Raw genomic sequence first — 24,043 nt, 5'->3', positions numbered from 1 at the left:
CACCGGACGCCCTGCCGTTGTGGCGAAAATCTACAACAAGGAAATCGGAGCGACAAAAGCCGCTAAGTTGGGCGCCATGCAGCGGCTACTGAGTCCCAAACTCCAGTTGCTCACCGCCTGGCCGATCGAACTCTTGCGTTCCTCGACCGGCGAAATCGTTGGCTTTCTGATGGTAAACCTGTCAGGATCCAAAGATATTCATAGGCTTTACAGTCCAAAGAGTCGCCTTTCCGATTTCCCGCATGCCGATTGGCGATTGCTCGTTAGAGCTGCGTTGAATACAGCACGTGCCTTCGCCGTTCTCCACGATGCGGGCTGCGTGATCGGCGACGTAAATCACGGTGGCATCCGCGTCAACGGCGACGCCACCGTGACGCTTATCGACTGCGATAGCTTCCAGATTTGCACGCCGGAAGCCGATTTTCCGTGCGAAGTCGGAGTAGACAACTTTACGCCGCCTGAGCTTCAAGGGAAGTCTTTCAAGAACATATTACGCACGGCGAACCACGATAATTTCGGGTTGGCCGTCATGGTGTTCCTCATTCTGCAGATGGGGCGACATCCGTTCGCCGGCCGTTATCAAGGCCCCGGTGACCTCACCATTGGCGAAGCAATCGCGCAATACCGCTACGCCTATAGCCGTGACCGCGCCCGCACTGCTATGTCCCCGCCCCCGGTCACCGTGTCGCCAACGGTCTCTTCGGAACTGTTGGCCGACCTATGGGAAAAAGCTTTTTCACCTGGCGGCTCGGCCCCGTCGGGACGGCCTTCCGCCGCCGAATGGGTGGCCGCGCTATCCAAGCTGGAAGCCTCTTTCCGTCGTTGTACGGCCAACCCCGCACATTACTATTTCGCGGGCTGCCGCCAATGCCCCTGGTGCCCGATAGAAGCCACTGGACTCGTATTGTTTGGGCGGCAGGCCAACGTCCCCTTGACGCGCGGAAATAGCGCTTTCGATATCAACGCCATATGGACGCAGATCACGTCCATCACGGTCCCAAGATATACCGCACCTCCTTCGGTCCCCCACGTGCCTGCAGCGGCCGCCGTTCTGAAAGCACGGAACCGCGACAATATGTGGCGCCACGCCGCGATTATCGTCAGCTTGACCGTCGTCGTCGCGGGCATCGCAATCAAAGCCCAGTTTTGGCATACGTGGGCGGCGATATCTTTCGCACTCGGTCGATGGCTGCACGGGCAGGCCGGACACATTGATATCCCGGCGTTGGAAAAGAGAGTCGAACAAGCTAAACGCGCATATGAGGATCTGTCGCGGCGTTGGAAAACGGAGACCGCGGCGCAAGCCTTCATGACCAAGCTGGAAACGCTGCGGCGGCTTCGGGAAGAGTGGGTTGCGCTGCCTGCCGAGCAGCGCAAGCAGTACGAGAAACTCGTAGCGAACCGACAGCAGCTGGCCTTACAGCAGTTCCTGGACCAGCATGATATCGAGGCCGCGGTCATCCACGGAATCGGTCCAAACAAAAAATCCATGCTGCAGTCCTATGGGATCGAGACCGCATGGGACGTTAACCGCGCCACTGTCCTCGCTGTACCGGGCTTCGGCCCCGCCCTCACTGACAAGCTCATGCAATGGCGACGCAGCCTCGAGGCGAAGTTTCGTTTCGATCCTCAAGCCGCTGTGGACCCACGCCAGGTTTCCGACCTTCACAGGGCGATTGCAAGCCGCCGCTCGGCCATCGAGGCCGAACTCGTCAAAGGCAAAGACGATCTCCTGATGCTGGCCCGGAACATCGTTGCCCGGCGTAAAGCCCTTGAGTCGCCCCTGGGGAGCGCAGCCGCAGAACTGGGACAGGCCCAAGCCAATCTGGAAGCAATAAGAAGGTAGACCCTGCCGTACAGGCCCAATCTCCTGTGGTTAAAACCACGCCAGACGCAGCGACCGATAGGAATGACGACATGAGACTCTTGCTACTCCTTGCACTATCTATACCGAGTACTGTCATGGGTGCGAGCTTTGACTGCGGCGGCCGGTTAACCCCCGTTGAACAGATAATCTGTGAAAGCCCCGGTGTGTCGGCGATGGACAATCTGCTCGCATCCGAGTACCGAAAGGCAGCACAGCGTCTCGGCGACTCGGCCGAACTTGCTGCTTCAGAGAGGACATGGCTAAGAACCGTCCGTGATCGCTGCACCGATGTGTCGTGCCTTATTCGCGCGTACGACGATAGAATTTCGGTGCTACAGGCAATGAAGGCGACGCCGCCCAATCCGACTTCACCGTCCCGCGTTGCCGGCTCGACCATACAGATGCGGCCCCTTCCCCCTGCCCCGACCGCGCCCCCAGAGCCGACCTCGACGTCGATGCAGAATTCGCCGCCCGTTTCAGCGGCACAGGATCTGTCAGCACAGGCGGCGAATGACCTGTCTCCCGCAGCACCGCAGAAACGAATAGCTCAGATAGAATCGACGCGCGCCGTGCGAACCGCGCCGAACAGTGCAACCGGCAGCACCACGCCTGCTAATGCCCCGTCCGAAACGTCCGGCGCGGGACTGGCGTTTATCAGCACGATCCTGATTTTCATGGCTTCTGCGCTCACGCCGAAAAGAGACCGCCGCTTCAAAACTGGTTATAAGGACAACAAAACAGTACCCAAGATCGTTCCGGCGCTCTATGCCATTGCCGGAGTGCTGTTCGTGGCCGCTTTTGTGCGATAACCCCTCCCCAGCGTCCGCCAGATCGGGGGGATTCCGGTGGACGGTCGCATACTACGGTGCACAACCGTTTTTTGTGGCTGCTTCGCCCTGTTATCCATTCCTGGCACGAATCAGCGGCGTCGAGTAGCGGGCAGCACTCACGTTTCGGCTGCTGGAATTCCGAACGGAGGGCGCCATCAGTTCTCAGTACAAGAAAGTACCCTTGGGGTGACTTCAAGGGGAGGCAGACGGATCCGGGGCGTCTGCGATTCGTTGGCTAAAGAGCGCCGGCTGTGTCTTGTTGGGTCACTGCCCGGCACTTGATAGGGAGTCCATGGCTAGAACGATTACATCCATCCAATGGCTTCTCAAAAGGTGCAACTAATATTTCCGCGTCTACGATGTAGCGTACTTAGTTACAGGAGGAGTAGAGACATGGGTTGGTTCACGGATAATTTGGCGCGCTTCAAGCCGCCAGGCTTGAATGAAGATGGTCAGCCGTTCAATGAGCGGTGGCGGGCACACGCCGTTCAGGCGCGGCAAGTGGACGAATTGATTGGGCTCGTGAAGGGTGTATTGGCCGACGGAGCAATATGCCAAAGTGAAGTCGAGTTTCTTCTCGGCTGGATGAACGCCAACCAACAGACCGCACAGGAGTGGCCCGCACGCGCAATCTACCCGCGGATCGCCGAAGCGCTCGCAGACGGCCACATGGACGCGGAGGAAGAGGCCGATATCATGGCACTTTTGCTGGCGACGACAGGCGGCAATCACGCAGTAGCGAAGGGGGAGGCAAGTAATTCAACCCGGCTGCCGTTATGCGAGCCGGCCCCACACGTTACATTCGGAGGGCGCAATTTCTGCTTCACAGGAAAATTCAGCAGTGGATCGCGAGCGTGGTGCCACGAACAAGTGCACAACAGAGGCGGATTCGCTATCCCAGGAGTAACGAAAAAATTGCACTACCTAGTGATCGGCGACATCGGAAGCCGAGACTGGCTTCACTCCACTCACGGCACGAAGATAAAGAAGGCGATGGACTATCGCGAGGCCGGAACGCCACTCAGGATCGTCAGCGAGCAGCACTGGTTCGATCACCTTACTTGGGAGTCATAAAGCCAAGATCGCTGTGCTCGCACCGTAAGGATTTCGCCAGAGCAGTAGCGCGCGCCGAATGTCGGCCTGCCGGGTCGACGTGTCACCGCCGCCCAGCATCACGATCAGCGCCTCCCTGCCCAAGCTTTGCGCTCACGCTGGGATGCCTGGCCCCATATGCAGTTCCAAGCAGCGCCTTGTTGCGGTGACCGGCCTGTCCGAGGGATCGAGGCAAGCCCATCGCGAAACAAAAAACCCGCGTTGCTCCATAAGCTACGCGGGTTCTGACACATCCTGAGATGCCATCAAAAGTATTCTTGGTGCCGACGGCGAGACTCGAACTCGCACAGCTTTCGCCACTACCCCCTCAAGATAGCGTGTCTACCAATTTCACCACGTCGGCTTCGTTTCGCAATGCGCCGGGCGATCACCCTGGGCGCTTTGGAAAGTCGGAAATTTTAGCACGGCCAGCGGTTTCTTGCCGCCAGCCGCGAAAGGAACGATAACTTACTTTGCCGGCGTGGCGGGCTGGTCCGTCTTGCCCGGCGCAGCGGGCGCCGTCGTGGCGGGGGCCTGCGGCACGGAGGCATCCGGCTTGGCGGGCGCCGCCGGTTGCACGCCGGCGGCAGGCGCCGGGGCATTCGGCACCGACGCATCGCCCGCCGGCGCCGGAACGCTGCCCGCACCCGGGGCCTGAGGCACGGACTTATCGGCCGGCGCCTGGTAGCCCTGCATCACGCCGCTGTCCACAGCCGCCGGCCCGCCGGCATTCTTGTGCGTGACATAGGCCAGGCCTGCCGTGGAAGCGAAAAACACCACAGCCGCCCACTTGGTGGTGCGAGACAGGAAATTGGCGGCTCCCGAGGCGCCGAACAGGCTGCCAGCCGATCCGGTGCCGAAGGCGGAGCCCATGTCGGCCCCCTTGCCTTGCTGCAGCAGGACCAGAACGATGATGGCCAGTGCCGACAGCACTTGCACGACCATCAGCAGGGAAAGCATCAAAGACATTACTTACTCCGGACGGAAACTCAAATTGCGGCGATGCGCAGGAATTCATCGGCCACCAGCGATGCGCCGCCCACCAGGGCGCCATCGATATCTGGCATGGCGAACAGCTCGGCGGCGTTGGACGCCTTGACGCTGCCGCCGTACAGAACTCGGACTTGAGGCACCCCCAGGCCGCGCAAAGCGACGCGGATGGCGCCATGGACTTCCTCCGCCTGCTCCGGCGTGGCAGTGCGGCCCGTGCCGATGGCCCAGACCGGTTCGTAGGCCAGGACGACGTGCGCCAGCGCTTCGGCCCCCAGCGCCAGCACCGGCGCCAGCTGCCGCTCGATGACGCCCAGCGTATTGCCGCCTTCGCGGTCCGCCAGCGTCTCGCCGACGCAGACCACCGGGGTCAGTCCGAAAGACAGCGCGGCCTGGGCCTTCCGGGCGACCAGCGCGTCGGATTCGCCGTGCATGGCGCGGCGCTCGGAATGGCCGACGATGGCCCACCGGCAACCGAAGTCGTTCAGCATGGCGCCCGACACTTCGCCGGTATAGGCGCCCTTTTCATGGACGCTGATGTCCTGGGCGCCCCACGAGACGGCGCTGCCCTTGAGCAGCACTTCCGTCTGGGCAAGGTAGGGAAACGGGACGCAGACGCCGACCTGGCACGTACCGGCGCCGGCGCGTGCTCGCAGGGCATTGAGCAGCGCGGCGTTTTCGTTCAGGCTGCCGTGCATCTTCCAGTTGCCCAGCACCAGACGGGCGCGCGTGGCGCCGGCGTGCGGCGCCCCTGCCCCATTGGCCGTGCCGGGGTTTCCGGCGGACGTATCGCGGCGATCGGCTGTCGTCATTGTCTCTGAAAAAATCCCGGTCAAACCCGCGATTGTATCGTGTTTGGAGCCGCTCAACTCACCGTCAGGACGATCTTCCCGATCTGCTCGCCCGCCTCCATCATGGCGTGCGCCTGGGCGGCCTGCGCCAGCGGAAAAGTGGCGTGCACGATCGGCTTGATCCTGCCGCTCTCCAGCAGAGGCCAGACGGTGTCGCGCAGGCGCTCGGCGATCTGCCCCTTGAAGGCGACAGGACGCGGGCGCAGGGTCGATCCGGTAATGGTCAGGCGCCGCCGCATGACCTGGCCGAAATCCACATTCCCATGGTTGCCGCCCAGCGTGGCGATGAGCACGATGCGGCCCTCGTCAGCCAGGCATTGAATATCGCGGGCGATGTAGTCGCCAGCCACCATATCCAGGATGACGTTCACGCCGGCGCCGCCGGTTGCGTCCAAAACTTCCTTGACGAAGTCCTGCTCGCGATAGTTGATGCCGCGCGCCGCGCCCAGCTTTTCCACCGCCCGGGCGCGATCGTCGCTGCCCGCGGTGGCATAGACCTTGTGGCCGAGCGCCGTGGCCAGCTGAATGGCCGTAGTGCCGATGCCGCTCGCGCCGCCATGAACCAGGAGGCTTTCGCCGGGGCCGAGGCGCCCGCGGTCGAAGACATTGCTCCATACGGTGAAATAGGTCTCGGGCAGGCCGGCCGCCTCGATTTCCGACAGGCCGGCCGGGATGGGAAGACATTGCTTGACCGGCGCCACGCAGTATTCGGCATAGCCGCCGCCCGCCACCAGGGCGCACACCTTGTCGCCAATGGCGAAACCGCCCGACGCCGCGTCGCCGCCGACGATCTCTCCGGCAACCTCCAGTCCGGGCAGGTCGGAGGCTCCGCGCGGCGGCGGATACGAGCCCTTGCGCTGGAACGTGTCCGGACGGTTGACTCCGGCCGCCGACACCTTGATCAGGACTTCGCCTTCACCGGGCTCGGGCGTGGAACGCTGGACGGGAACGAGCACTTCGGGTCCGCCGGGGCGGGAGATTTCAACGGCGAGCATGGACGGCCTCCTGGTCTTGTTCTGGAAGAAACCCGCATTATCGCGCCGTCCAGGAAATATGGGCCCATAACGGGCGCTCGCGAAGGGTGATTTGCCTTGCTTCACCGCATGCAGGCGCGGGCAGTAGGAACAAGTTTTGCTGTGGCGCGGGCGACCTTGAATGCCCGGCGCGACGCGACCGAAGCCGCCGCGCGCGGGCCGCATTCACGATTCGAACGCCGCGCGGATGTTGCGCGGCGTTCGACAACTGGAGGAACGCCATGGCACCCACTGTCGGAGACTTCATCGTCGAACGATTGCACGCATGGGGCGTGCGGCGGATATTCGGCTACCCCGGAGACGGCATCAACGGCGTATTCGGCGCGCTGAATCGCGCCAAGGGCAAGATCGAGTTCGTCCAGGCCAGGCACGAGGAAATGGCCGCCTTCATGGCGTCGGCGCACGCGAAATTCACCGGCGAGCTTGGCGTCTGCATCGCGACGTCCGGGCCGGGCGCATCGCACCTGATCACCGGCATGTACGACGCGCGGATGGACCACATGCCCGTGCTCGCCATCGTGGGCCAGCAGGCCCGCGCGTCGCTGGGCGGGCACTATCAGCAGGAGCTGGATCTGGTCTCCATGTTCAAGGATGTCGCGGGATCCTTCGTGCAGCAGGCCAGCGTGCCGGGGCAGGTGCGCCACCTGGTCGACCGCGCCGTGCGCACTGCGCTGGGCAAGCGCGAGGTCACAGCACTGATCCTTCCAAACGATCTGCAGGACCTTCCGTACGAGGCCCCGGCGCGCAAGCACGGCACCGTGCACTCCGGCGTCGGCTATCGCGCGCCGCGCACGGTGCCCCAGCCGGAAGACCTGCGCCGGGCCGCGCAGGTCCTGAACGCCGGCAAGAAAGTCGCGATTCTCGTGGGCGCGGGGGCGTTGCATGCCACCGAAGAAATCATTGCGGTTGCCAACAAGCTGGGCGCGGGCGTGGCAAAGGCATTGCTGGGCAAGGCCGCCCTGCCCGACGACCTGCCATGGGTGACCGGCTCGATCGGGCTGCTGGGCACCGAACCGAGCTACAAGCTGATGACCGAATGCGACACGCTGCTGATGATCGGGTCGGGCTTCCCCTATTCCGAATTCCTGCCCAAGGAAGGGCAGGCGCGCGGCGTGCAGATCGACATCAAGCCCGACATGCTCAGCCTGCGGTATCCCATGGAAGTCAATCTGGTTGGCGACAGCGTGGAAACGTTGCGCGAGCTTTTGCCTTTGCTCGAGCCGCGCGCCGATCGCGAGTGGCGCGACACCGTGGAAGGCTGGACGGCGGACTGGTGGAAAAAGCTGGAAGAGCGGGCGCTGGCCGGAGCCGAAGGCGGCGTCAATCCGCAGCGCACGATCTGGGAGCTTTCGCCGCGCGTGCCGGCCAACGCAATCGTGACCAGCGACTCAGGCTCCGTCGCAAACTGGTACGCCCGCGACCTGAAGGTGCAACGCGGCATGATGTGCTCGCTGTCTGGCGGACTGGCGTCGATGGGCGCGGCCGTGCCTTATGCCATCGCGGCCAAGTTCGCCCATCCGCAACGCCCAGTGATCGCGTTGGTGGGCGATGGCGCCATGCAGATGAACAACATGGCCGAATTGATTACGGTCGCCAAGTACTGGAAGCAGTGGGGCGATCCGCGCTGGGTCTGCATGGTGTTGAACAACGCGGACCTGAACCAGGTGACGTGGGAGCAACGGGTCATGAACGGCGATCCGAAGTTCGAAGCGTCCCAAAGCATTCCGTCCGTGCCGTATCACCAGTTCGCCGAATCCATCGGGTTGCGCGGCATCTACGTGGATACGCCGGAGGCGATGGGAGAAGCGTGGGATCAAGCGCTGGCCGCCGACCGGCCGACGCTGATCGAGGTAAAAGCGGACCCCAACGTGCCGCCACTGCCGCCCCACATCACGCTGCAGCAAGCCAAGGCCTTCGCCACCACGCTGATCAAGGGCGACCCGGACCAGCGCCACGTCCTGATCGACACCGCCAAGCAGGTGCTGGGCAGCGTGCTGCCGGGCAATCGGAAGGAATAGAGGAACAGCCGGCGTCGCGGTTCAGCGCGGGCGGGCGGCCCTACAGTGCTGAACGGCGTCGGCGCGGACTCCTTTGGAGAGCTACATGCGAGATGCAAAGGCATCCCTACAAACCGTCGTCATCACCGGGGCCAGCGCCGGCGTCGGGCGTGCGGCCGCCCTCGCCTTCGCGCGCGAGGGCGCGAATGTGGCCCTGCTCGCACGCGATGCCGTCTCACTGGAAGACGCGGCCCGCGAGATCCGGCGTCTGGGCGTGCGGGCCCTGCCCATCGCACTGGACGTAAGCGATCCACGCGCCATCGACGATGCGGCGGAACGCATCGAAAGAGAATTGGGCCCCATCGACGTCTGGGTGAACAACGCCATGCTGACGGTGTTCTCGCCCTTGTCCAAGCTGACGGCACAGGAATTCGAACGTGTCACCGCTGTCACCTACCTGGGCCAGGTTTACGGCACGATGGCGGCGCTGCGCTACATGCGTCCGCGCAACCGGGGCACCATCGTTCAGGTGGGCTCGGCGCTGGCCTATAGGGCCATCCCGCTGCAGTCGGCCTATTGCGGCGCCAAGCACGGCGTGCGCGGCTTCACCGATTCCCTGCGCAGCGAACTGATGCACGACGGCAGCCGGGTCCACGTCACAATGGTCCAGATGCCCGCGTTGAATACGCCGCAGTTCGACTGGGCCGAGTGCCGCATGCCGTTTGCGCCGCAGCCCGTGCCGCCGATCTTCCAGCCCGAAGTCGCCGCGCACGCCATCGTATGGGCGGCCCGCCATCGCCGGCGCGAGGTCTACGTCGGCATGCCGACCATCAAGGCCATCATCGCCAACAAATTGTTCCCTGGCCTGCTGGACCGCTACCTGGCCCGGACCAACTACGCCGCGCAGCAACGCAAGCCGATCACTCCGCCGCCAAAGACGTCCAACCTCTGGCGGCCCGTTCGCGGCCTGCACGCCGCGCACGGATCTTTCGACAGCCGCGCGCAGGGGTACAGCCTGGCATTGTGGGCCACCACCCATCGCACCGCACTCGTGGGTGCGGGACTCGCGCTGGCGGGGTTGATCTGGGCGGGGCGCAAGAAGCGCTGATGACGCCGCGTACGGCCGCCATATCGGCGGCCACCCCTTGTATTATTTGCTTCGAGCAACTATAAATGTGCTTCAGGCAAATAACGTGCGCGGATCCGCAAGGTGGCCCTCATGTCCGTAGACTCGCTCACCCATCGCGCCGAGGCGGTCCGGCGCTTCAACCGTTTCTATACCCGCCAGATCGGCGTGTTGCACGAGCACCTCCTGGATAGCGACTTCTCGCTGACGGAAGCCCGCATTCTTTACGAGCTGGCCCATCGCCCCACGTTGACGTCCGCCGAACTTTGCAAGGAATTGGGGCTGAACGCGGGTTATCTGAGCCGCGTAATCACGCGGTTCGAGAAAAAAGGGCTTGTATCGAAGACGCGCTCGCCGGACGATGCGCGGGTCATCCACCTGCAGCTCACCGATAAAGGGCGCGCCACCTTCGAACCGCTGGACCATGCCTCGCGGCGCGAGGTCATGGCCATGCTGCAACGCCTGTCGCCGCCGGCGCAGCATCAATTGGTGGACGCCATGGGCCAGATCCACGGTTTGCTCGCCGATGCGCCGTCAAGCTATATCCTGCGTGACCCGCAACCGGGCGATATGGGCTGGATCATCCACCGCCAGGCGGTGCTGTATACCCAGGAATATGGCTGGAACAGCGAATTCGAAGCCTTGATCACCCAGATCGTTGCGACGTTCATGCGCGAATTCGACCCGCGAGCCGAACGCTGCTGGGTCGCGGAAAAAGACGGCAAGGTCGTCGGCTCGGTATTCCTCGTCCGGCAGGACGCCGACACCGCGAAACTGCGCCTGCTCTATGTCGATGCCCAGGCGCGCGGCCTGGGCATCGGCAGCCGGCTGGTGGAGGAATGCCTGCGCTTCGCCCGGCTGGCAGGCTACAAGCGGATGGTGCTGTGGACCAACAGTGTGCTGACCGACGCCCGCCGCATCTACGACAAGGCGGGCTTCAAGCTGGTGGAAGAGGAAGCGCACCACAGCTTCGGCAAAGAGCTGGTGGGGCAGGTGCTGGCCCGCGATCTTTGAAAAGCGCCGGGCGACGCGATATGCGCAGTGAGCGAACAAAAGAATTGGCGGAAGGTGTGAGATTCGAACTCACGAGGGCCGTGAAGCCCCGCCGGTTTTCCTTACCCCTATGACTTTCGCCACCAGGCCGAAACACCTGTTTGCGGGTCTGGACTTTGCCTTCACCATGGTCCCGATCGGGACGTTAGGCGGGAGCCGTCAAGTCTCTACACGTTATCGATGCAATGGTGCAGCAAGCGGTGATGCACGTCATACGTGATCATTGCCGACCCGCATCGATCTTCGCTCGGCGTTACCTCGGAAGCGCCCAGGGGCTTCGCCGAATTTGACTCCTTACATCCGCCGGGTTTCCCCGACGGCGCTCGATTGAACAAGACCGGTGCATTCAACCACTCTGCCAACCTTCCGTGGAGGCGATTGTATCGGATTTCGGAGTGCGCCCGCCGGTGCGATACGACCGCCGGCGCGGTGGGAATGTGCCGCCGATGGGCCGGGTCAGGCCATTCCGACGGAGTACAATTCGCCCCCCGTGCAGCGCCGCGGCGATATCTCGCGCCTGTCCAGACCGGCGCCGCACGAAGCCCGAGTGGTGAAATTGGTAGACACAGAGGACTTAAAATCCTCCGGCTTTAACCGGCCGTACCGGTTCGATTCCGGTCTCGGGCACCACTGGTCGTTTCCAGAATCCGCCGACTTCGCATTTCCATGCATTAGAAAAGCTCGGGAAATCAAGAACCAAGCAGAAATCACTGCATCCGCATACCACCGGAGTTTGGCGTCGGATCCGATGATTTGTTCACTGTGATCCCCGTTTTCTACGCACAGCCCCCATGGCATCGATAACACCGCACAAGAGCGGTTGGCGCGCGCAAGTCTTTGTTGCGTGCGAACGGGACTCCCCGCACCTGCGCGTGGCGGCACGCCGATGGTCCAGATCGGCCACGAGATCAGCGCATTGATCTACTCGCTGGTGGAAACGGCCAAGGCCAACGGGCTTGGAGCCGTACACCTGGCTGCGCCGGGTGGCACACCCAGCGGCAAAACTTGCCGATGAGACCGCGATTCCGTCCGCTGCTGCTGCAAGACTATGGGCTGTTCGTACGCCGTGGCACGATCGCGGACGCCGGCACCATTACACATATCCGGACAATTCCGAACTACGCGGACCCTCATGGTGCGAAAATAGTGCCAGCTCAAATCTGGGTGAAGAACTTCAAATTCCCCTGATTCGGCGGTTGGACATAATCAATCACTACGCCTCCCTACCGCAGGTCGCTGCCCACCGAAGCCGCCCGGCCACGAAAGTGCACGATACCGGCCACGCCAAGTGCCACCCCCCCTGCAAGCAGGCTGGCGAAGCCGACCATGGGAGAGGTGAGGACATCCAACTGATGCCAGTCGATGAAGCAGCTGGAATCCTTGAATGTGTAGTAAGGATTTCCGTCCAGCTTGGCCGAGCAGCCGCTGAAAAGCGTGAGCTGCATCACCCATGCTCCGGTGGCAAAGATCAGCGAGTATGAGAATAAGGCCGACATCAGCCGCGGCCAGCGCCAGCCCAGAGCGACGATCATGCCTAGCGGAGCCGCCAGGACGTGCAAATACCAGCCGGGCGTGCCTTTGCCAAGACCGGTTTGTGCGATCTTCATGAAGACATGGTAGCCTAGTCCCGCCAGCATCGGCGTCACGATAAAGAGCGGCGCCCAGGCAATGACGGGCCGGCGGCGAATGTCCAGCAGCCAGCCAACGACGGCAAGGCCCAGCAGGGCGAGCGGGCCCAACAGCAGCAGGTCGGGCAATCGCGCGAGCGACCAGGTTCCGGCCCACGAAAACGTGGCCATCATGGAGGCGAATCCGCGAAGCAGCGCCCCGATGGAAAAATTGGCGCGCAGCCCCTCGATAAAACCGGGCCCGCGCTCCATAGCCACGAATTCATCTCCGCCCACCACCGAGCCGAATAACCAGGCATTGCGCACGTACCAAGCCCCGCCGATAAGCAAGGTCACTCCAAGCGCAAGCAGCAGGTGCCGCAGCGGAAAATCAACTTTGTTGTTCCACCAGTAATAAGCCAGGAACAATAAAAATCCAGCTGAGATGGGAAGAAAAAAGGCCTTGGTCAGCAGGCCTAGCCCCAGAAAGACGCCCAGGAGAATGGGGGCTTTTACGCCTGGCTTGCCATACAGAATGCATAGCAGCGCCGCCCAGCTCGCGCCGCAGAACAGCAGGACAAGACTATCGTTGCCCAGCCTCGCCATCTCGGGGAAAAACTGCGGGAATAAGAGCGGATAGGCGGCCATCAGCGAAGCGAGGCGCCCGCCCATTGAAGGCAGCAGACGCTCGGTCGCCAGAACACCCACCACCAGCCCGCATAAAGCAATCAGCCACGACGCCAGCCGCAGATACAGCAGATGGTCCACCCAGGGGAGATGCGCCACGAGTTTATAAACGGGCGCCATCAAACCATAGAACAGAGGTGGATGCTGTGCCTGCCAATTAAGCGCCGTGCCCGGCTCATATCTGCGCTCGGGGGAAGTTGGAAGGTCGGGAGACCCGGCGTCCCGGTATGTCCGGTAGGTTTGCCGTTTCACTCCGTTTTCCGGCAGAGAAAAACCGTACGGCCAAGGCCCCAGATAACCTTCAATGTCCGCGCTGAGACGGGCCCTTCCATAGAAGGGAAGCGTTCCGGTGTCGGCAATTTGTTCGACCGAGCTCCAGTGCGCGGGCTCATCGAATCCTTCCCAGGGCGGCAGGAATGCCAGATGGGCAAGGCCGAGAAAGGCGACAGCGATCAATAGCAGGCGTGTACCCCAATAGCTGCGTTGACCGGCCTGTTTCTCTGCAAGAGTGTCCATAACGTTGTGTGGCGCGATGAGTACTACACCGCCAAGAGCGGCAAGATAAGCGACTTGTGGGACGTGCACAAGCTGTTTGAAGGCTCGTCGAGTCAAAGTATCGATGCAGCCCTTTCGCTGCCAGTGGCCAAGAGAAGCGCATTTGGAGGCAATGGAAGCGATGGAGGCAACGGAGACAATGGAGGCGATGGAGGCATTGGGAACGTCACATACACATTGAACCTGCCGCCTGACAGCGCGTTCTACGTCGCGATGATCAATAACTCGGCATATAAGCGGTACCTCAAGATTTCCGCAGACGGGAAGGCGCTCGTGTCCGGACCGTCGTCGATAACCGTCGAGCCGCATTCCGGACAACTGGTGCCATACAAAACCGGCTCATCCGGCAATGTAGTCTTTCAGTTGGAGGATTCGGAATTCAAGGCCATGGACCTGAAGGGCAAGACACAGAAGATCGGTGCGGGCAACTACGCCAACATTGGGGCGCAGAAACCCACAGACAGCCTTGGATTCGATAACGACGATGTCATGCTGATGGTGTTCTGGCCCTTCCTCGATAAATGGCCGACGCTGAGCGTTCGCCGCGGCCCATAGGGCCGGGCGCTTCCCCGCCATGCGAGGTGGCGGGGAAGCGCCCGGCGCCTGAGCGTCATCTCGAAGCTGTGCACACCGCGGCGCTTGGCGATCTGCGCAGCGCCCCTCATCTCCCCGCGCATCCACGCGGGTAAACCACTATCCAAAAAAATGGCTTGACACTCTTCCCAGCCCCTTCGCCTGCTGCTATGGTATTTTGCATTCAAAATTCCAAACACCAGGAGCGAGGGGCTTATGCTGCGACTCGACTTCCATCCCGCAGGGCGCCATTTCCTGCAGATTCCCGGCCCCAGCCCGGTGCCGGACCGGTTGCTGCGGGCCATGAGCTACCCCACCATCGACCATCGCGGCCCGGAATTCGGCGCCCTCGGCCTGGCAGTCCTGCAGGGCATCAAAAAAATTTTCAAGACCCGGCATCCGGTCATCATCTACCCCGCCTCCGGCACGGGCGCCTGGGAAGCGGCGCTATCGAACACCATGAATCCCGGCGATCAGGTGTTGATGTTCGAGACGGGCCATTTCGCCACCCTCTGGAAAAAGATGGCCGAAGGATTGGGGCTGAAGCCGGAGTTCCTGGGCTTGCCCGGCACGGAAGGATGGCGGCGCGGCGTGCAGCCGCAGATGATAGAAGAGCGCTTGCGCGGGGACCCCGGCCACCAGATCAAGGCGGTGTGCGTCGTCCACAACGAAACCTCCACCGGCGTCACATCGGATATCGCCGCGGTTCGCCGCGCCATCGACGCCGCGGGCCACCCTGCCCTTCTGATGGTCGACACCATCTCGGGCTTGGCCTGCGCCGACTACCGCCACGACGAATGGGGCGTGGACGTCTCGATCTCCGGCTCCCAGAAGGGGCTGATGCTTCCGCCGGGCATCAGCTTCAACGCCCTTTCGCCGAAGGCCATCGAATGCAGCCGGCACGGGGGGCTGCCGCGCAGCTTCTGGCGCTGGTCCGAAATCCTGGAAAGCAACCAGACGGGCTACTGGCCTTATACCCCGAACACGAACTTGCTCTACGCGCTGCACGAATCGTTGGAGATGATTCTTGCCGAGGGACTGGACGCGGTTTTCGCGCGCCATCAGCGGCTGGCGCGCGCGTGCCGCGCTGCCGTCCAGGAATGGGGACTGGAGATCCAGTGCGTGGAGCCGGAACGCTACTCGCCGGTGCTCACCGGGGTTGTGATGCCCCCGGGCGTGGATGCCGACGCGGTGCGCCGGCTGGTCTATGAGCGCTTCGACATGTCCCTGGGCACCGGCCTGGGCAAGATCAAGGGCCGGATGTTCCGCATCGGCCACCTGGGCGATTGCAACGACCTGACCCTGATGGCGACCCTGGCGGGATGCGAGATGGGTCTGAAACTCTCCGGCATCGCATTGCGCGGCAGCGGCGTGCAGGCGGCCATGGACGTCTTGCAGGACGGCGCACAAGAAAGCCGGGCGAAAGCGGCCTGATGCCCCGGGGCGATCGCTTCGCAGAAGGCGGCGCCCATTGCGCGACCACACCACCACTGAGGAGATCACGATGCAATCCAGCAAGGCGCTTTGCGCGATCGCCCTGGCGACGGCGGTCTTGATGCCCGCCGCCGCTTCGGCCTGGGAACCCACCAAACCTGTCGAAATCATCGTGCCGTTCAGCGCCGGCGGCGCATCGGACCAGATGGCTCGGACCATTCAGGGCATCGTCGCCAAGCACAACCTGATGAAGCAACCGATGGTCGTGGTGAACAAAGCCGGCGCGTCCGGCGCAGAGGGCCTGATGGACGCCAAGGCATCGGCCGGCGACCCTCACAAGCTTCTGGTGGCCTCTTCCGCGCTTTACACGGTGCCCCTGATCAGCAAGCTGCCCTTCAATTGGCGCGACCTTTCCCCGGTGGCGATGGTGGCCGTCGATGAGTTCGTCCTGTGGGTGAACGCCAAGTCGCCTTACGAGACGGTGGACCAGTTCATCGCCGCGGCAAAGGCCGGCAAGCTGAAGATGGGCGGCACCAGCTCCAAGCGCGAGGACCAGATGATCACCGCGATGGTCGAGCACGCGACCGGAGCGAAGTTCATTTACGTGCCGTACAAGGGCGGCGGCGAAGCGGCCACCCAGCTGTCCGGCAATCATATCGACGCCAACGTAAACAATCCCGCGGAGTCGGTGGCGCAATGGCGCGCGGGCGAACACCGGGCGCTATGTGTCTTCGCGGAGCAACGTCTGTCTTACACCCAGAAGGTGACCGAGACCCAGAGCTGGGCCGACATCCCCACCTGCAAGGAAAAGGGGCTGGACGTGCATTACGAAATGCTCCGCATCTTCCTGCTGCCCGGCAAGGCGACGCCGGACCAGGTTGCCTATTACGCCGATGTCTTCAAAAAGATCAGCGAGACGCCGGAGTGGCAGCAATACCTGGAGCGCTCCGCCTTGAAACCGGAGCTGCTGACCGGCGCGGCGCTCAATGCGTATCTGGAGAAGGATGAGCGCATGCACAAGGACATCATCAAGTCGGCCGGCTTCTAGGCGCACCGGTCTCCGCGCGCCTCGAAAGGAGCACGATCATGCTGGAACAGCAAGAGCAAGGTTCGAGCCGCCCCGCGGTTTCGTACATGACGATGGAACTGGTGGTCGCCGTTGTGATTGCCGCGCTCGCGGCCACGGTGATCTGGAGCAACTACACCATTGGCGCGGGTTGGACGGAGGACGGGCCGCAGGCCGGCTACTTCCCCATGCGCATCGGCATCCTGATCCTGGCGGCCACGGTCGCGGTGGCGATACAGGCGCTGCGCAAGCGCGACCGCAGGCCCTTCGTGCACGTCGGCGAACTGCGCCAGGTGTGCGTAGTCCTGATACCGCTGGCGCTCTACGTCGCGCTCATTCACTTTCTTGGCATCTACGTCGCGTCCGCCCTTTTCGTCGCCGGCTTCATGCGCGCAGTAGGCAAATACCCCTTGTGGAAAGGGCTGCCCCTGGCGGCGGCCGTCATGGCCGTGCTGTTCTGGGTCTTCGAGATGAAGTTCCTGGTGCCCTTGCCAAAGGGGCCGCTGGAAAGTCTCTTCGGCTATTAGCACGATCGGGCGTCCGGACGATGCGCGCCCGGCCCGCTTGCGAGCGGACGCGTCCGGCGCCGATACGACGGCCGCATGCCTTAGGAGGACACCATGCAAGAACTATCCGCGCTGTGGGACGGCTTCGGCGTCGTCTTGTCCTGGGGCAACGTGGGACTGATGATGATCGGCATCCTGCTGGGCATCGTGGTCGGCGTGCTGCCCGGGCTGGGAGGGCCCAATGGCGTGGCCATCCTGCTGCCCCTGACCTTCTCGATGCACCCCACCTCGGCCATCATCCTGCTGTCATGCATCTACTGGGGCGCGCTCTTCGGCGGCGCCATCACGTCCATTCTTTTCAATATTCCGGGCGAGGCCTGGTCGGTGGCCACCACATTCGACGGCTATCCGATGGCGCAACAAGGGCGGGCGGGGCAGGCGTTGACGTCCGCCTTCACCGGGTCGTTTTTCGGCGCCTTGGTCGGGGTGCTGCTCATAACCTTCCTGGCCCCGGCGGTGGCGCGCTTCGCCTTGCGTTTCGGCCCGGCCGAGTTCTTTGCGGTCTACTTGCTCACGTTCTGCAGCTTTATCGGGATGGGACGCGAGTCCAAGCCCAAGATCCTCATCGCCATGGGCATCGGTTTCGCCCTGGCAGCCGTGGGCATGGACACCGTTTCAGGCGACTTGCGCATGACCTTCGGCTCTTCGGAGCTGCTGCGCGGCTTCGACTTCCTGGTGGCCGTCATCGGCCTGTTCGGCATCGGCGAAATCCTGCTGACCATGGAGGAAGGCGTCGCCTTCAAGGGCAAGAAAGCCGCCATCGATCTGAAAGTGGTGTTCAAGACCTGGGCGGGCCTGCCGCGCTACTGGCTGGTGCTGTTGCGATCGGCGGCGATCGGCTGCTGGCTGGGCGTCACGCCGGGTGGAGCGATCGCAGCATCCTTCATGGGATATGGCGTGGCGAAGAAATTTTCCAAGCAGCCGGACTCCTTCGGCCAGGGCAACGTGGAGGGCGTGCTGGCGCCCGAGACCGCGGCGCACGCGGCGGGCACGAGCGCGCTGCTGCCGATGCTGGCTTTGGGCATCCCCGGCTCGGCGACGGCCGCGGTGCTGCTGGGCGGACTGATGATATGGGGCCTGCAGCCCGGCCCGCTGCTGTTCGCCGAGCAAAAAGAGTTTGTGTGGGGATTGATCGCCAGCATGTACCTGGGCAATCTGGCGGGTCTCTTCGTGGTGCTGTGCACGGTGCCGCTGTTCGCGGCCATCCTGCGCATTCCCTTTTCCATCGTGGCGCCGATGATTCTGGTGGTATGCGCCATCGGCGCATACACCGTCCATAACGCGGGCTTCGATATCTGGCTGATGCTGGTGTTCGGCGTGGTGGGCTATCTCTTCAAGAAGCTGCAATACCCATTGGCCCCGCTGGTGCTGGCCCTGGTGCTGGGCGACCGCGCGGAGGACGCCTTTCGCCAGACCATGCTGATTTCCTCGGGCAGTCTGAGCGTGTTCTGGTCCAACGGCCTGGTGGGCAGCATCGTCGCGCTGGCCATGGTCGCCCTCTTCTGGCCCCTCATTTCGGCCCTGATCGGACGGTTGCGCAAGCACCGCAACGCTTTGTCGCCTCGCTATCCATGACTACGACCCCCTCCCCGGTTCTGCCCCAGCCTGTGCGCCTGGTCCCTTATGCCGCCGGCGCAGCGCCCGCCCTCGCCACCAGGCTGCGCAAGGCGCTGCGCGGCGACGTGCTTTTCGATGGCGCGAGCCGGGGACGCTATGCCACGGACGCCTCCATCTATCAGATCACCCCGATCGGCATCGTGGTGCCGCGCGACCAGGCCGATCTGGCGGTCGCCCTGGACGTCGCCCGGGACGCGCAAGTACCGGTGCTTGCGCGCGGGGCGGGTACCAGCCAGTGCGGACAGACGGTGGCGGAGGCTTTGGTCATCGATACCAGCAAGTGGCTGAACCGGGTGACCGACTTCGACCCGCAGGCGCGGACGGTGACGGTGGAACCCGGCATCGTTCTGGATCACCTGAACGCCTGGCTCAAGCCGCATGGCCTGTGGTTTCCGGTGGACGTGTCGACCTCGGCGCAGTGCACGCTCGGCGGCATGGCGGGCAACAATTCCTGCGGCTCGCGCTCGATCGAATACGGCAATATGGTGCACAACGTGCTTTCCATCGATGCCACCCTTGCCGACGGCACGGAAGGCGCCTTCGGCCCCGTATCGCAGCTGGCGCCCGACCCGCGCCTGCGCGAAATCCTGGAAGGCGTGCGCGCCATTGCCCTGCGCGAACGCGAGGAGATCGCGGCGCGCACGCCCAAGGTGCTGAGACGGGTGGCGGGCTACAACATCGATATCTTCGATTGCCAGAACCCGCGCGCCTATTCCGACGACGGCGAGGCGAATCTGGCTCATCTTCTCGTCGGTTCGGAAGGCACGCTGGCTTTCACCAGACGGCTTACGCTGAAGCTCGCGCCGCTGCCCGCCCACAAGGTATTAGGCGTAGTGAACTTCCCGACTTTCTACCAGTCCATGGACGCGGCTCAGCACATCGTCAAACTGGGACCGGTAGCCGTGGAGCTGGTGGACCGCACCATGATAGACCTGGCGATGGACAATCCGTCCTTCCGCCCCGTCATCGAACGCGCCCTGGTGGGGCAGCCGCAGGCCATCCTGCTCGTGGAGTTCGCCGGCGACGACAGGGACATGCTGCTGGCGCGCCTGCGCGGGCTGACGGAGTTGGCCGGGGACCTCGGTCTGCCAGGGGCGGTGGTTGAAATGACCGACGCCAATGCGCAGAAGGCGTTGTGGGAAGTGCGCAAGGCGGGTCTCAACATCATGATGAGCATGAGGGGCGACGGCAAGCCGGTATCCTTCATCGAAGACTGCGCGGTGCCGCTGGAGCACCTGGCGGAATACACGCGCCAGCTGACCGAGGTGTTCCATCGCCACGGCACCGAAGGCACCTGGTACGCGCATGCGAGCGTGGGGACGCTGCACGTGCGGCCGATCCTCGATATGCGGCGCGATGGCGCCGCCCGGATGCGGGCCATCGCCGAGGAGGCGGCCGAACTGGTGCGCCGCTACAAGGGCGCCTATTCCGGCGAGCATGGCGACGGGCTGTGCCGAGGCGAATGGGTAAGCTGGCAATACGGCCCCCGGATCAACCAGGCGTTTCGCGAGATCAAGGCCTTGTTCGATCCCGGCAATCGCTTCAATCCCGACAAGATCGTCAACCCGCCGCGCATGGACGACGCCGCCAATTTCCGATATCCGCCCTCCTATCGGGTAAAGCCCTATGCGCCGGCGCTGGACTGGTCGGTCTGGAACGTCTCGCGCGACCCCATGACCGGCCGCGAATCACGCCCGGGCACCGGCGGCGATCCCGCGGGCGGACTGGCCATGGCCGTGGAGATGTGCAATAGCAACGGCCATTGCCGCAAGTTCGACAGCGGCGCCATGTGTCCCAGTTACCGCGTCACCAAGGACGAACAGCACGTGACGCGCGGACGCGCCAACACGCTGCGTCTGGCCCTGAGCGGACAGATCGGGCTGGATGGCCTGGCGAGCAGGGCGGTGAAAGATGCGCTGGACCTTTGCGTATCGTGCAAAGGCTGCCGCCGCGAATGCCCGACGGGCGTCGATATGGCCAAGCTGAAAATCGAGGCGCGCCGCGCGTGGGTGGATGCGCACGGGCTCGTCCTGCGCGACCGGGCGGTGGCCTTCCTGCCGCGCTATGCGCCTGTGGCCAGCCGGCTGGGCGCCCTGGTCCGGCTGATCGACCGCAGCCCCTTGCTGGCGCGGATGATCAAGCGCCGACTCGGCCTGGCGCCGCAACGGTCGCTGCCGCGCTTCGGCGCGTCGTTCCTGCGCCAGGCTGGCCCTGCCCCGGCCGCGGCTGCGGGCATGCCAACGAAGAACGCGATGTCCGCCGGGGCCGGCGCGGCGAAGGAAGTGCTCCTGTTCGTCGACACCTTCAACAACTACATGGAAGCCGGCAACGCCCATGCGGCGCGCCAGGTGCTGGAGACGGCGGGCTATACAGTGCATCTGAACGTTCGCCCCGGCGAGCGGCCGCTGTGCTGCGGGCGGACGTTTCTTGCCGCCGGGCTGGTGAACGAAGCGAAGGCGGAGGCGCGCCGCGTGCTCGATGCACTGTCGCCCTACGTCGCGCGCGGCGTGCCGATCGTGGGCCTGGAGCCCTCCTGCCTGCTGACGCTGCGCGACGAGTTCCTGCATTACGGCCACGGCGATGCGGCCCGCAAACTCGCGGCATCGGCCTTCCTGTTCGAGGAGTTTCTGGTGCGCGAGCACAAGGCCGGGCGGCTGTCGCTGCCGTTGCGCACGCCTGCGCGGCGACACGCCCTGATTCATGGCCACTGTCACCAGAAGGCTTTCGATGCGGTGCAACCCATCCGCGCCGTGCTCGGGTGGATCCCGGGGCTGCAAGTGTCCGTCATCGAATCGTCCTGCTGCGGCATGGCGGGCAGTTTCGGCTACGAGGCCGAGCACTTCGCCGCCTCCGTGGCCATGGCCGAGGCCGCGCTGCTTCCCGCGGTCCGCGCGGCTCCCCCAGACAGCTGGATCGTGGCCGACGGCACCAGTTGCAGACACCAGATACTGGACGGGGCCGGGGTAGAATCCCTGCACGTTGCCCAAGTGCTGGCAGCAGCGCTCGACTCGGCGGCGTCCCCGCGGGAACGGCAGTCCGCGCCAGCCTGACCGCTGGCGCGTCGGCAGTTCCGTCAATATCCGCTATGTACACAGACCAGGAAATTCCTCGCGCCACGCCGCTCCTGGCGCCGGTGGAAAGAGCGATCCTTCACGATTCGGTCACCGACCATCTGCGCAACTTCATCATCGAAGGCAAACTCGCCCCGGGCATGAAGCTGAACGAGCGCCAGTTGTGCGAAACGCTGGGGATCTCGCGCACGCCGCTGCGCGAGGCGCTGAAAGTGCTGGCCGCCGAGGGACTGATCGAGATATCGCCGAATCGCGGCGCCACCGTGGCCCGCATGACCGAAGCGGAAATCCGTGAAGCGTTCGAGGTGCTGAGCGGCCTGGAGGCCTTTTCGGGGGAACTCGCCTGCGAACGCATCACCGACGAGGAAGTGGCGCAGATCCAGGCCTTGCACGACGCCATGCTGGAGTGCCGCGCCCGAGGCGACCTTCCGGGCTACTACAGCCGCAACCAGCAGATTCATGACCGTATCAATCTGGCGGCCCGCAACGACCTGCTGCGGCAAACCTATCTTTCCGTCAACCGCCGCGTGCAGGCGCTTCGCCTGCGCTCCAACCTGAAGGCGCCCAAGTGGGCCAGCGCGATTGCGGACCACGAGCAGATGCTGGACGCCCTGCGGCAACGCGATGGCGCCCGCCTGGGCCGCATCCTGCGCAAGCACATGCTGGACAAGAGCGACGCCATCCTGGAGCTGGGCTTGCCGGGTTGAGCATGACGCCGCGCCCCGCCGCCATGCCGGCGTGACGGGCGCCAAGCCCGCTGCTTGCCGTCGCCTTATTGCACTTGCGCCGCGTCCCTGACCACGCCGCCGTCCACGAGCGCCTGGATGCTGCGGTCGTCGTAGCCGTATTCCGCCAGGATGGCCCGGGTGTCTTCGCCCAGCCGCGGCGCCGCGCGGTGATAGCGCGCCGGCGTGGCGGAAAACTTCACCGGCATGCCCAGCGTGCGGATCGGGCCCGCCTGCGGGTGCTGCTGTTCCACCACCATTTCGCGCGCCAGGGTTTGCGGATGCGACAGCGCCTCGCCCACGGAATGCACCGGCCCGGCCGGCACGCCGGCGCGATCCAGATCGTCCAGCCAGTCCTGCGCCGGGCGCCGCAATAGGATTTCCGATATCAGCCGCGTCAATTCCTCGCGGTTGGCCATGCGGTCGCTATTGCGCGCGAACCGCGGGTCCTCTATCCATTGCGGCTGCCCCAGCGTCTGCGCGATACGTGTCCAGTTCTTCTCGTTGGCGCCGCCGATGATGATCCACGATGTGGCGGTGGGATAGGCCTGGTACGGCGCCGTGAGCACATGCGCCGAACCGGTCGGCCCCGGCGATACGCCGGATCCGAAATAGATGGCGGCGTGCCAGTACAACTGCTGCAGGCTTGCCTCCAGCAAGGAGGTTTCGACGCGCTGCCCCTGCCCTGTGCGCTGCTTGTGCTGATAAGCGGCAAGAATGCCGAATGCAGCCAGCAGACCCGCGTTGATATCGGCCACCGAGTTGCCAGTGCGCAAAGGCGGCCCTCCCGGTTCGCCGGTAATGCTCATCAAGCCGGAAAAGCCCTGCGCGATCAGATCGAAGCCGCCCTTGTCCGCATACGGCCCGGTGCTGCCATAGCCGGACACGCTGCAGTAGATCAACCCCGGATTCTCCTTGCGCAGGTCTTCGTAGCCCAAACCGAGCTTTTCCATCGTGCCTTTGCGGAAGTTTTCGGTAATGACGTCCGCATCGCGCAGCAGTCGCATCAGTACCGCCTTGCCTTCCGGACGCTTGAGGTCCAACGCGATGGCCCGCTTGTTGCGGTTGAGCATCAGAAAAGGCATGGACACGCCGTTGACCTGCGGATCGCGGTATTGACGCGCGTCGTCGCCCCCTTCCAGCTTTTCCACCTTGATGACGTCGGCGCCCAGGTCGGCCAGCATCATGCCGCAGGTCGGCCCGGCCATGATTTGCGCAAGCTCGATGACGCGCATGCCCGCCAGCGCGTCCTTGACTGATGACGATGAATTGAGTTCTTCCATGTTGCTTCTTCCTTGCTGC

18 protein-coding genes and 2 tRNA genes are annotated in these 24,043 nt (G+C 63.7%); 14 read left to right on the top strand and 6 right to left on the bottom strand.

Going from position 1 to position 24,043, the window contains the following annotated elements:
• Window positions 1-19 precede the first annotated feature (19 nt).
• From CAL13_RS06050 to CAL13_RS06045, 3 genes are all read left to right on the top strand, one after another.
• A complete protein-coding gene (locus CAL13_RS06050) occupies window positions 20-1,846 on the top strand; it encodes a helix-hairpin-helix domain-containing protein (protein ID WP_198297921.1) in 1,827 nt (608 codons plus the stop codon).
• Window positions 1,847-2,040: 194 nt separating this feature from the next.
• Window positions 2,041-2,676: a hypothetical protein gene (locus tag CAL13_RS21160; protein ID WP_157664814.1), complete on the top strand. Its 636-nt coding sequence runs from the start codon at window positions 2,041-2,043 to the stop codon at window positions 2,674-2,676.
• Window positions 2,677-3,090: 414 nt separating this feature from the next.
• On the top strand, window positions 3,091-3,771 hold the full coding sequence (locus CAL13_RS06045; RefSeq protein WP_086071825.1) for a BRCT domain-containing protein: 681 nt from the start codon (window positions 3,091-3,093) through the stop codon (window positions 3,769-3,771).
• A gap of 297 nt (window positions 3,772-4,068) precedes the next feature.
• Here CAL13_RS06045 and CAL13_RS06040 read toward each other — a convergent pair.
• From CAL13_RS06040 to CAL13_RS06025, 4 genes are all read right to left on the bottom strand, one after another.
• Window positions 4,069-4,153, bottom strand: a tRNA-Leu gene (locus CAL13_RS06040).
• Window positions 4,154-4,257: 104 nt separating this feature from the next.
• Entirely contained in the window at window positions 4,258-4,758 is a 501-nt protein-coding gene (secG, locus tag CAL13_RS06035; RefSeq protein WP_086071824.1) for a preprotein translocase subunit SecG, read from the bottom strand.
• 20 nt (window positions 4,759-4,778) lie between these two features.
• Window positions 4,779-5,591, bottom strand: a complete 813-nt coding sequence (tpiA, locus tag CAL13_RS06030; RefSeq protein ID WP_086071823.1) for a triose-phosphate isomerase — start codon at window positions 5,589-5,591, stop codon at window positions 4,779-4,781.
• 53 nt (window positions 5,592-5,644) lie between these two features.
• Entirely contained in the window at window positions 5,645-6,625 is a 981-nt protein-coding gene (locus CAL13_RS06025; RefSeq protein ID WP_086071822.1) for an NAD(P)H-quinone oxidoreductase, read from the bottom strand.
• 260 nt (window positions 6,626-6,885) lie between these two features.
• Here CAL13_RS06025 and CAL13_RS06020 point away from each other — a divergent pair, with 260 nt between their 5' ends.
• The 4 genes from CAL13_RS06020 (at window position 6,886) to CAL13_RS06005 (ending at window position 11,470) form a co-directional block, all read left to right on the top strand.
• The gene (locus CAL13_RS06020; protein ID WP_086071821.1) at window positions 6,886-8,682 is read left to right on the top strand and encodes a thiamine pyrophosphate-requiring protein; all 1,797 of its coding nucleotides are present in this window, start codon (window positions 6,886-6,888) and stop codon (window positions 8,680-8,682) included.
• An 85-nt stretch (window positions 8,683-8,767) separates the two neighbouring features.
• On the top strand, window positions 8,768-9,769 hold the full coding sequence (locus tag CAL13_RS06015; protein WP_086071820.1) for an SDR family oxidoreductase: 1,002 nt from the start codon (window positions 8,768-8,770) through the stop codon (window positions 9,767-9,769).
• Between the two features lie 111 nt (window positions 9,770-9,880).
• Complete coding sequence (locus CAL13_RS06010) at window positions 9,881-10,801, top strand: bifunctional helix-turn-helix transcriptional regulator/GNAT family N-acetyltransferase (RefSeq protein WP_086071819.1); 921 nt, start codon at window positions 9,881-9,883, stop codon at window positions 10,799-10,801.
• A 580-nt stretch (window positions 10,802-11,381) separates the two neighbouring features.
• A tRNA-Leu gene (locus CAL13_RS06005) sits at window positions 11,382-11,470 on the top strand.
• A 593-nt stretch (window positions 11,471-12,063) separates the two neighbouring features.
• On the opposite strand, the gene CAL13_RS06000 is transcribed toward CAL13_RS06005, so the two are convergent.
• A complete protein-coding gene (locus CAL13_RS06000; RefSeq protein WP_157664813.1) occupies window positions 12,064-13,650 on the bottom strand; it encodes a hypothetical protein in 1,587 nt (528 codons plus the stop codon).
• A gap of 54 nt (window positions 13,651-13,704) precedes the next feature.
• On the opposite strand from CAL13_RS06000, the gene CAL13_RS21155 reads away from it, so the two are divergent.
• The 7 genes from CAL13_RS21155 (at window position 13,705) to CAL13_RS05965 (ending at window position 22,723) form a co-directional block, all read left to right on the top strand.
• On the top strand, window positions 13,705-14,244 hold the full coding sequence (locus tag CAL13_RS21155; protein WP_198297920.1) for a hypothetical protein: 540 nt from the start codon (window positions 13,705-13,707) through the stop codon (window positions 14,242-14,244).
• A 234-nt stretch (window positions 14,245-14,478) separates the two neighbouring features.
• Window positions 14,479-15,696: a pyridoxal-phosphate-dependent aminotransferase family protein gene (locus tag CAL13_RS05990; protein ID WP_086056543.1), complete on the top strand. Its 1,218-nt coding sequence runs from the start codon at window positions 14,479-14,481 to the stop codon at window positions 15,694-15,696.
• Window positions 15,697-15,766: 70 nt separating this feature from the next.
• Window positions 15,767-16,744, top strand: a complete 978-nt coding sequence (locus tag CAL13_RS05985) for a Bug family tripartite tricarboxylate transporter substrate binding protein (RefSeq protein WP_086056542.1) — start codon at window positions 15,767-15,769, stop codon at window positions 16,742-16,744.
• 38 nt (window positions 16,745-16,782) lie between these two features.
• Entirely contained in the window at window positions 16,783-17,289 is a 507-nt protein-coding gene (locus CAL13_RS05980) for a tripartite tricarboxylate transporter TctB family protein (RefSeq protein ID WP_232467778.1), read from the top strand.
• 93 nt (window positions 17,290-17,382) lie between these two features.
• Entirely contained in the window at window positions 17,383-18,903 is a 1,521-nt protein-coding gene (locus CAL13_RS05975; RefSeq protein ID WP_086071816.1) for a tripartite tricarboxylate transporter permease, read from the top strand.
• On the top strand, window positions 18,900-21,995 hold the full coding sequence (locus CAL13_RS05970; RefSeq protein ID WP_086071815.1) for an FAD-binding and (Fe-S)-binding domain-containing protein: 3,096 nt from the start codon (window positions 18,900-18,902) through the stop codon (window positions 21,993-21,995). Before CAL13_RS05975 ends, CAL13_RS05970 begins: the two co-directional genes overlap by 4 nt.
• Before the next feature lie 35 nt (window positions 21,996-22,030).
• Window positions 22,031-22,723, top strand: a complete 693-nt coding sequence (locus tag CAL13_RS05965) for a GntR family transcriptional regulator (protein WP_086071814.1) — start codon at window positions 22,031-22,033, stop codon at window positions 22,721-22,723.
• Between the two features lie 65 nt (window positions 22,724-22,788).
• Here the strand turns inward: CAL13_RS05965 and CAL13_RS05960 are convergent, their stop codons facing one another.
• Complete coding sequence (locus CAL13_RS05960; RefSeq protein WP_086071813.1) at window positions 22,789-24,024, bottom strand: CaiB/BaiF CoA transferase family protein; 1,236 nt, start codon at window positions 24,022-24,024, stop codon at window positions 22,789-22,791.
• Between the last annotated feature and the right edge of the window lie 19 nt (window positions 24,025-24,043).

Source organism: Bordetella genomosp. 9 (genome assembly GCF_002119725.1).
Taxonomy (GTDB): Bacteria; Pseudomonadota; Gammaproteobacteria; order Burkholderiales; family Burkholderiaceae_B; genus Bordetella_C.
Note: the sequence above shows the minus strand (reverse complement) of the source record. Positions and strands in the feature narration are given on the sequence as shown.

Bases quoted from the DNA above. Each gene is read 5' to 3' on its own strand.
- CAL13_RS21160 (WP_157664814.1), top strand. From the start codon at position 2,041: ATGGACAATCTGCTCGCATCCGAGTACCGAAAGGCAGCACAGCGTCTC.
- CAL13_RS06045 (WP_086071825.1), top strand. From the start codon at position 3,091: ATGGGTTGGTTCACGGATAATTTGGCGCGCTTCAAGCCGCCAGGCTTG.
- secG (WP_086071824.1), bottom strand. From the start codon at position 4,758: ATGTCTTTGATGCTTTCCCTGCTGATGGTCGTGCAAGTGCTGTCGGCA.
- tpiA (WP_086071823.1), bottom strand. From the start codon at position 5,591: ATGACGACAGCCGATCGCCGCGATACGTCCGCCGGAAACCCCGGCACG.
- CAL13_RS06025 (WP_086071822.1), bottom strand. From the start codon at position 6,625: ATGCTCGCCGTTGAAATCTCCCGCCCCGGCGGACCCGAAGTGCTCGTT.
- CAL13_RS06020 (WP_086071821.1), top strand. From the start codon at position 6,886: ATGGCACCCACTGTCGGAGACTTCATCGTCGAACGATTGCACGCATGG.
- CAL13_RS06015 (WP_086071820.1), top strand. From the start codon at position 8,768: ATGCGAGATGCAAAGGCATCCCTACAAACCGTCGTCATCACCGGGGCC.
- CAL13_RS06010 (WP_086071819.1), top strand. From the start codon at position 9,881: ATGTCCGTAGACTCGCTCACCCATCGCGCCGAGGCGGTCCGGCGCTTC.
- CAL13_RS06000 (WP_157664813.1), bottom strand. From the start codon at position 13,650: ATGGACACTCTTGCAGAGAAACAGGCCGGTCAACGCAGCTATTGGGGT.
- CAL13_RS05990 (WP_086056543.1), top strand. From the start codon at position 14,479: ATGCTGCGACTCGACTTCCATCCCGCAGGGCGCCATTTCCTGCAGATT.
- CAL13_RS05985 (WP_086056542.1), top strand. From the start codon at position 15,767: ATGCAATCCAGCAAGGCGCTTTGCGCGATCGCCCTGGCGACGGCGGTC.
- CAL13_RS05980 (WP_232467778.1), top strand. From the start codon at position 16,783: ATGCTGGAACAGCAAGAGCAAGGTTCGAGCCGCCCCGCGGTTTCGTAC.
- CAL13_RS05975 (WP_086071816.1), top strand. From the start codon at position 17,383: ATGCAAGAACTATCCGCGCTGTGGGACGGCTTCGGCGTCGTCTTGTCC.
- CAL13_RS05970 (WP_086071815.1), top strand. From the start codon at position 18,900: ATGACTACGACCCCCTCCCCGGTTCTGCCCCAGCCTGTGCGCCTGGTC.
- CAL13_RS05965 (WP_086071814.1), top strand. From the start codon at position 22,031: ATGTACACAGACCAGGAAATTCCTCGCGCCACGCCGCTCCTGGCGCCG.
- CAL13_RS05960 (WP_086071813.1), bottom strand. From the start codon at position 24,024: ATGGAAGAACTCAATTCATCGTCATCAGTCAAGGACGCGCTGGCGGGC.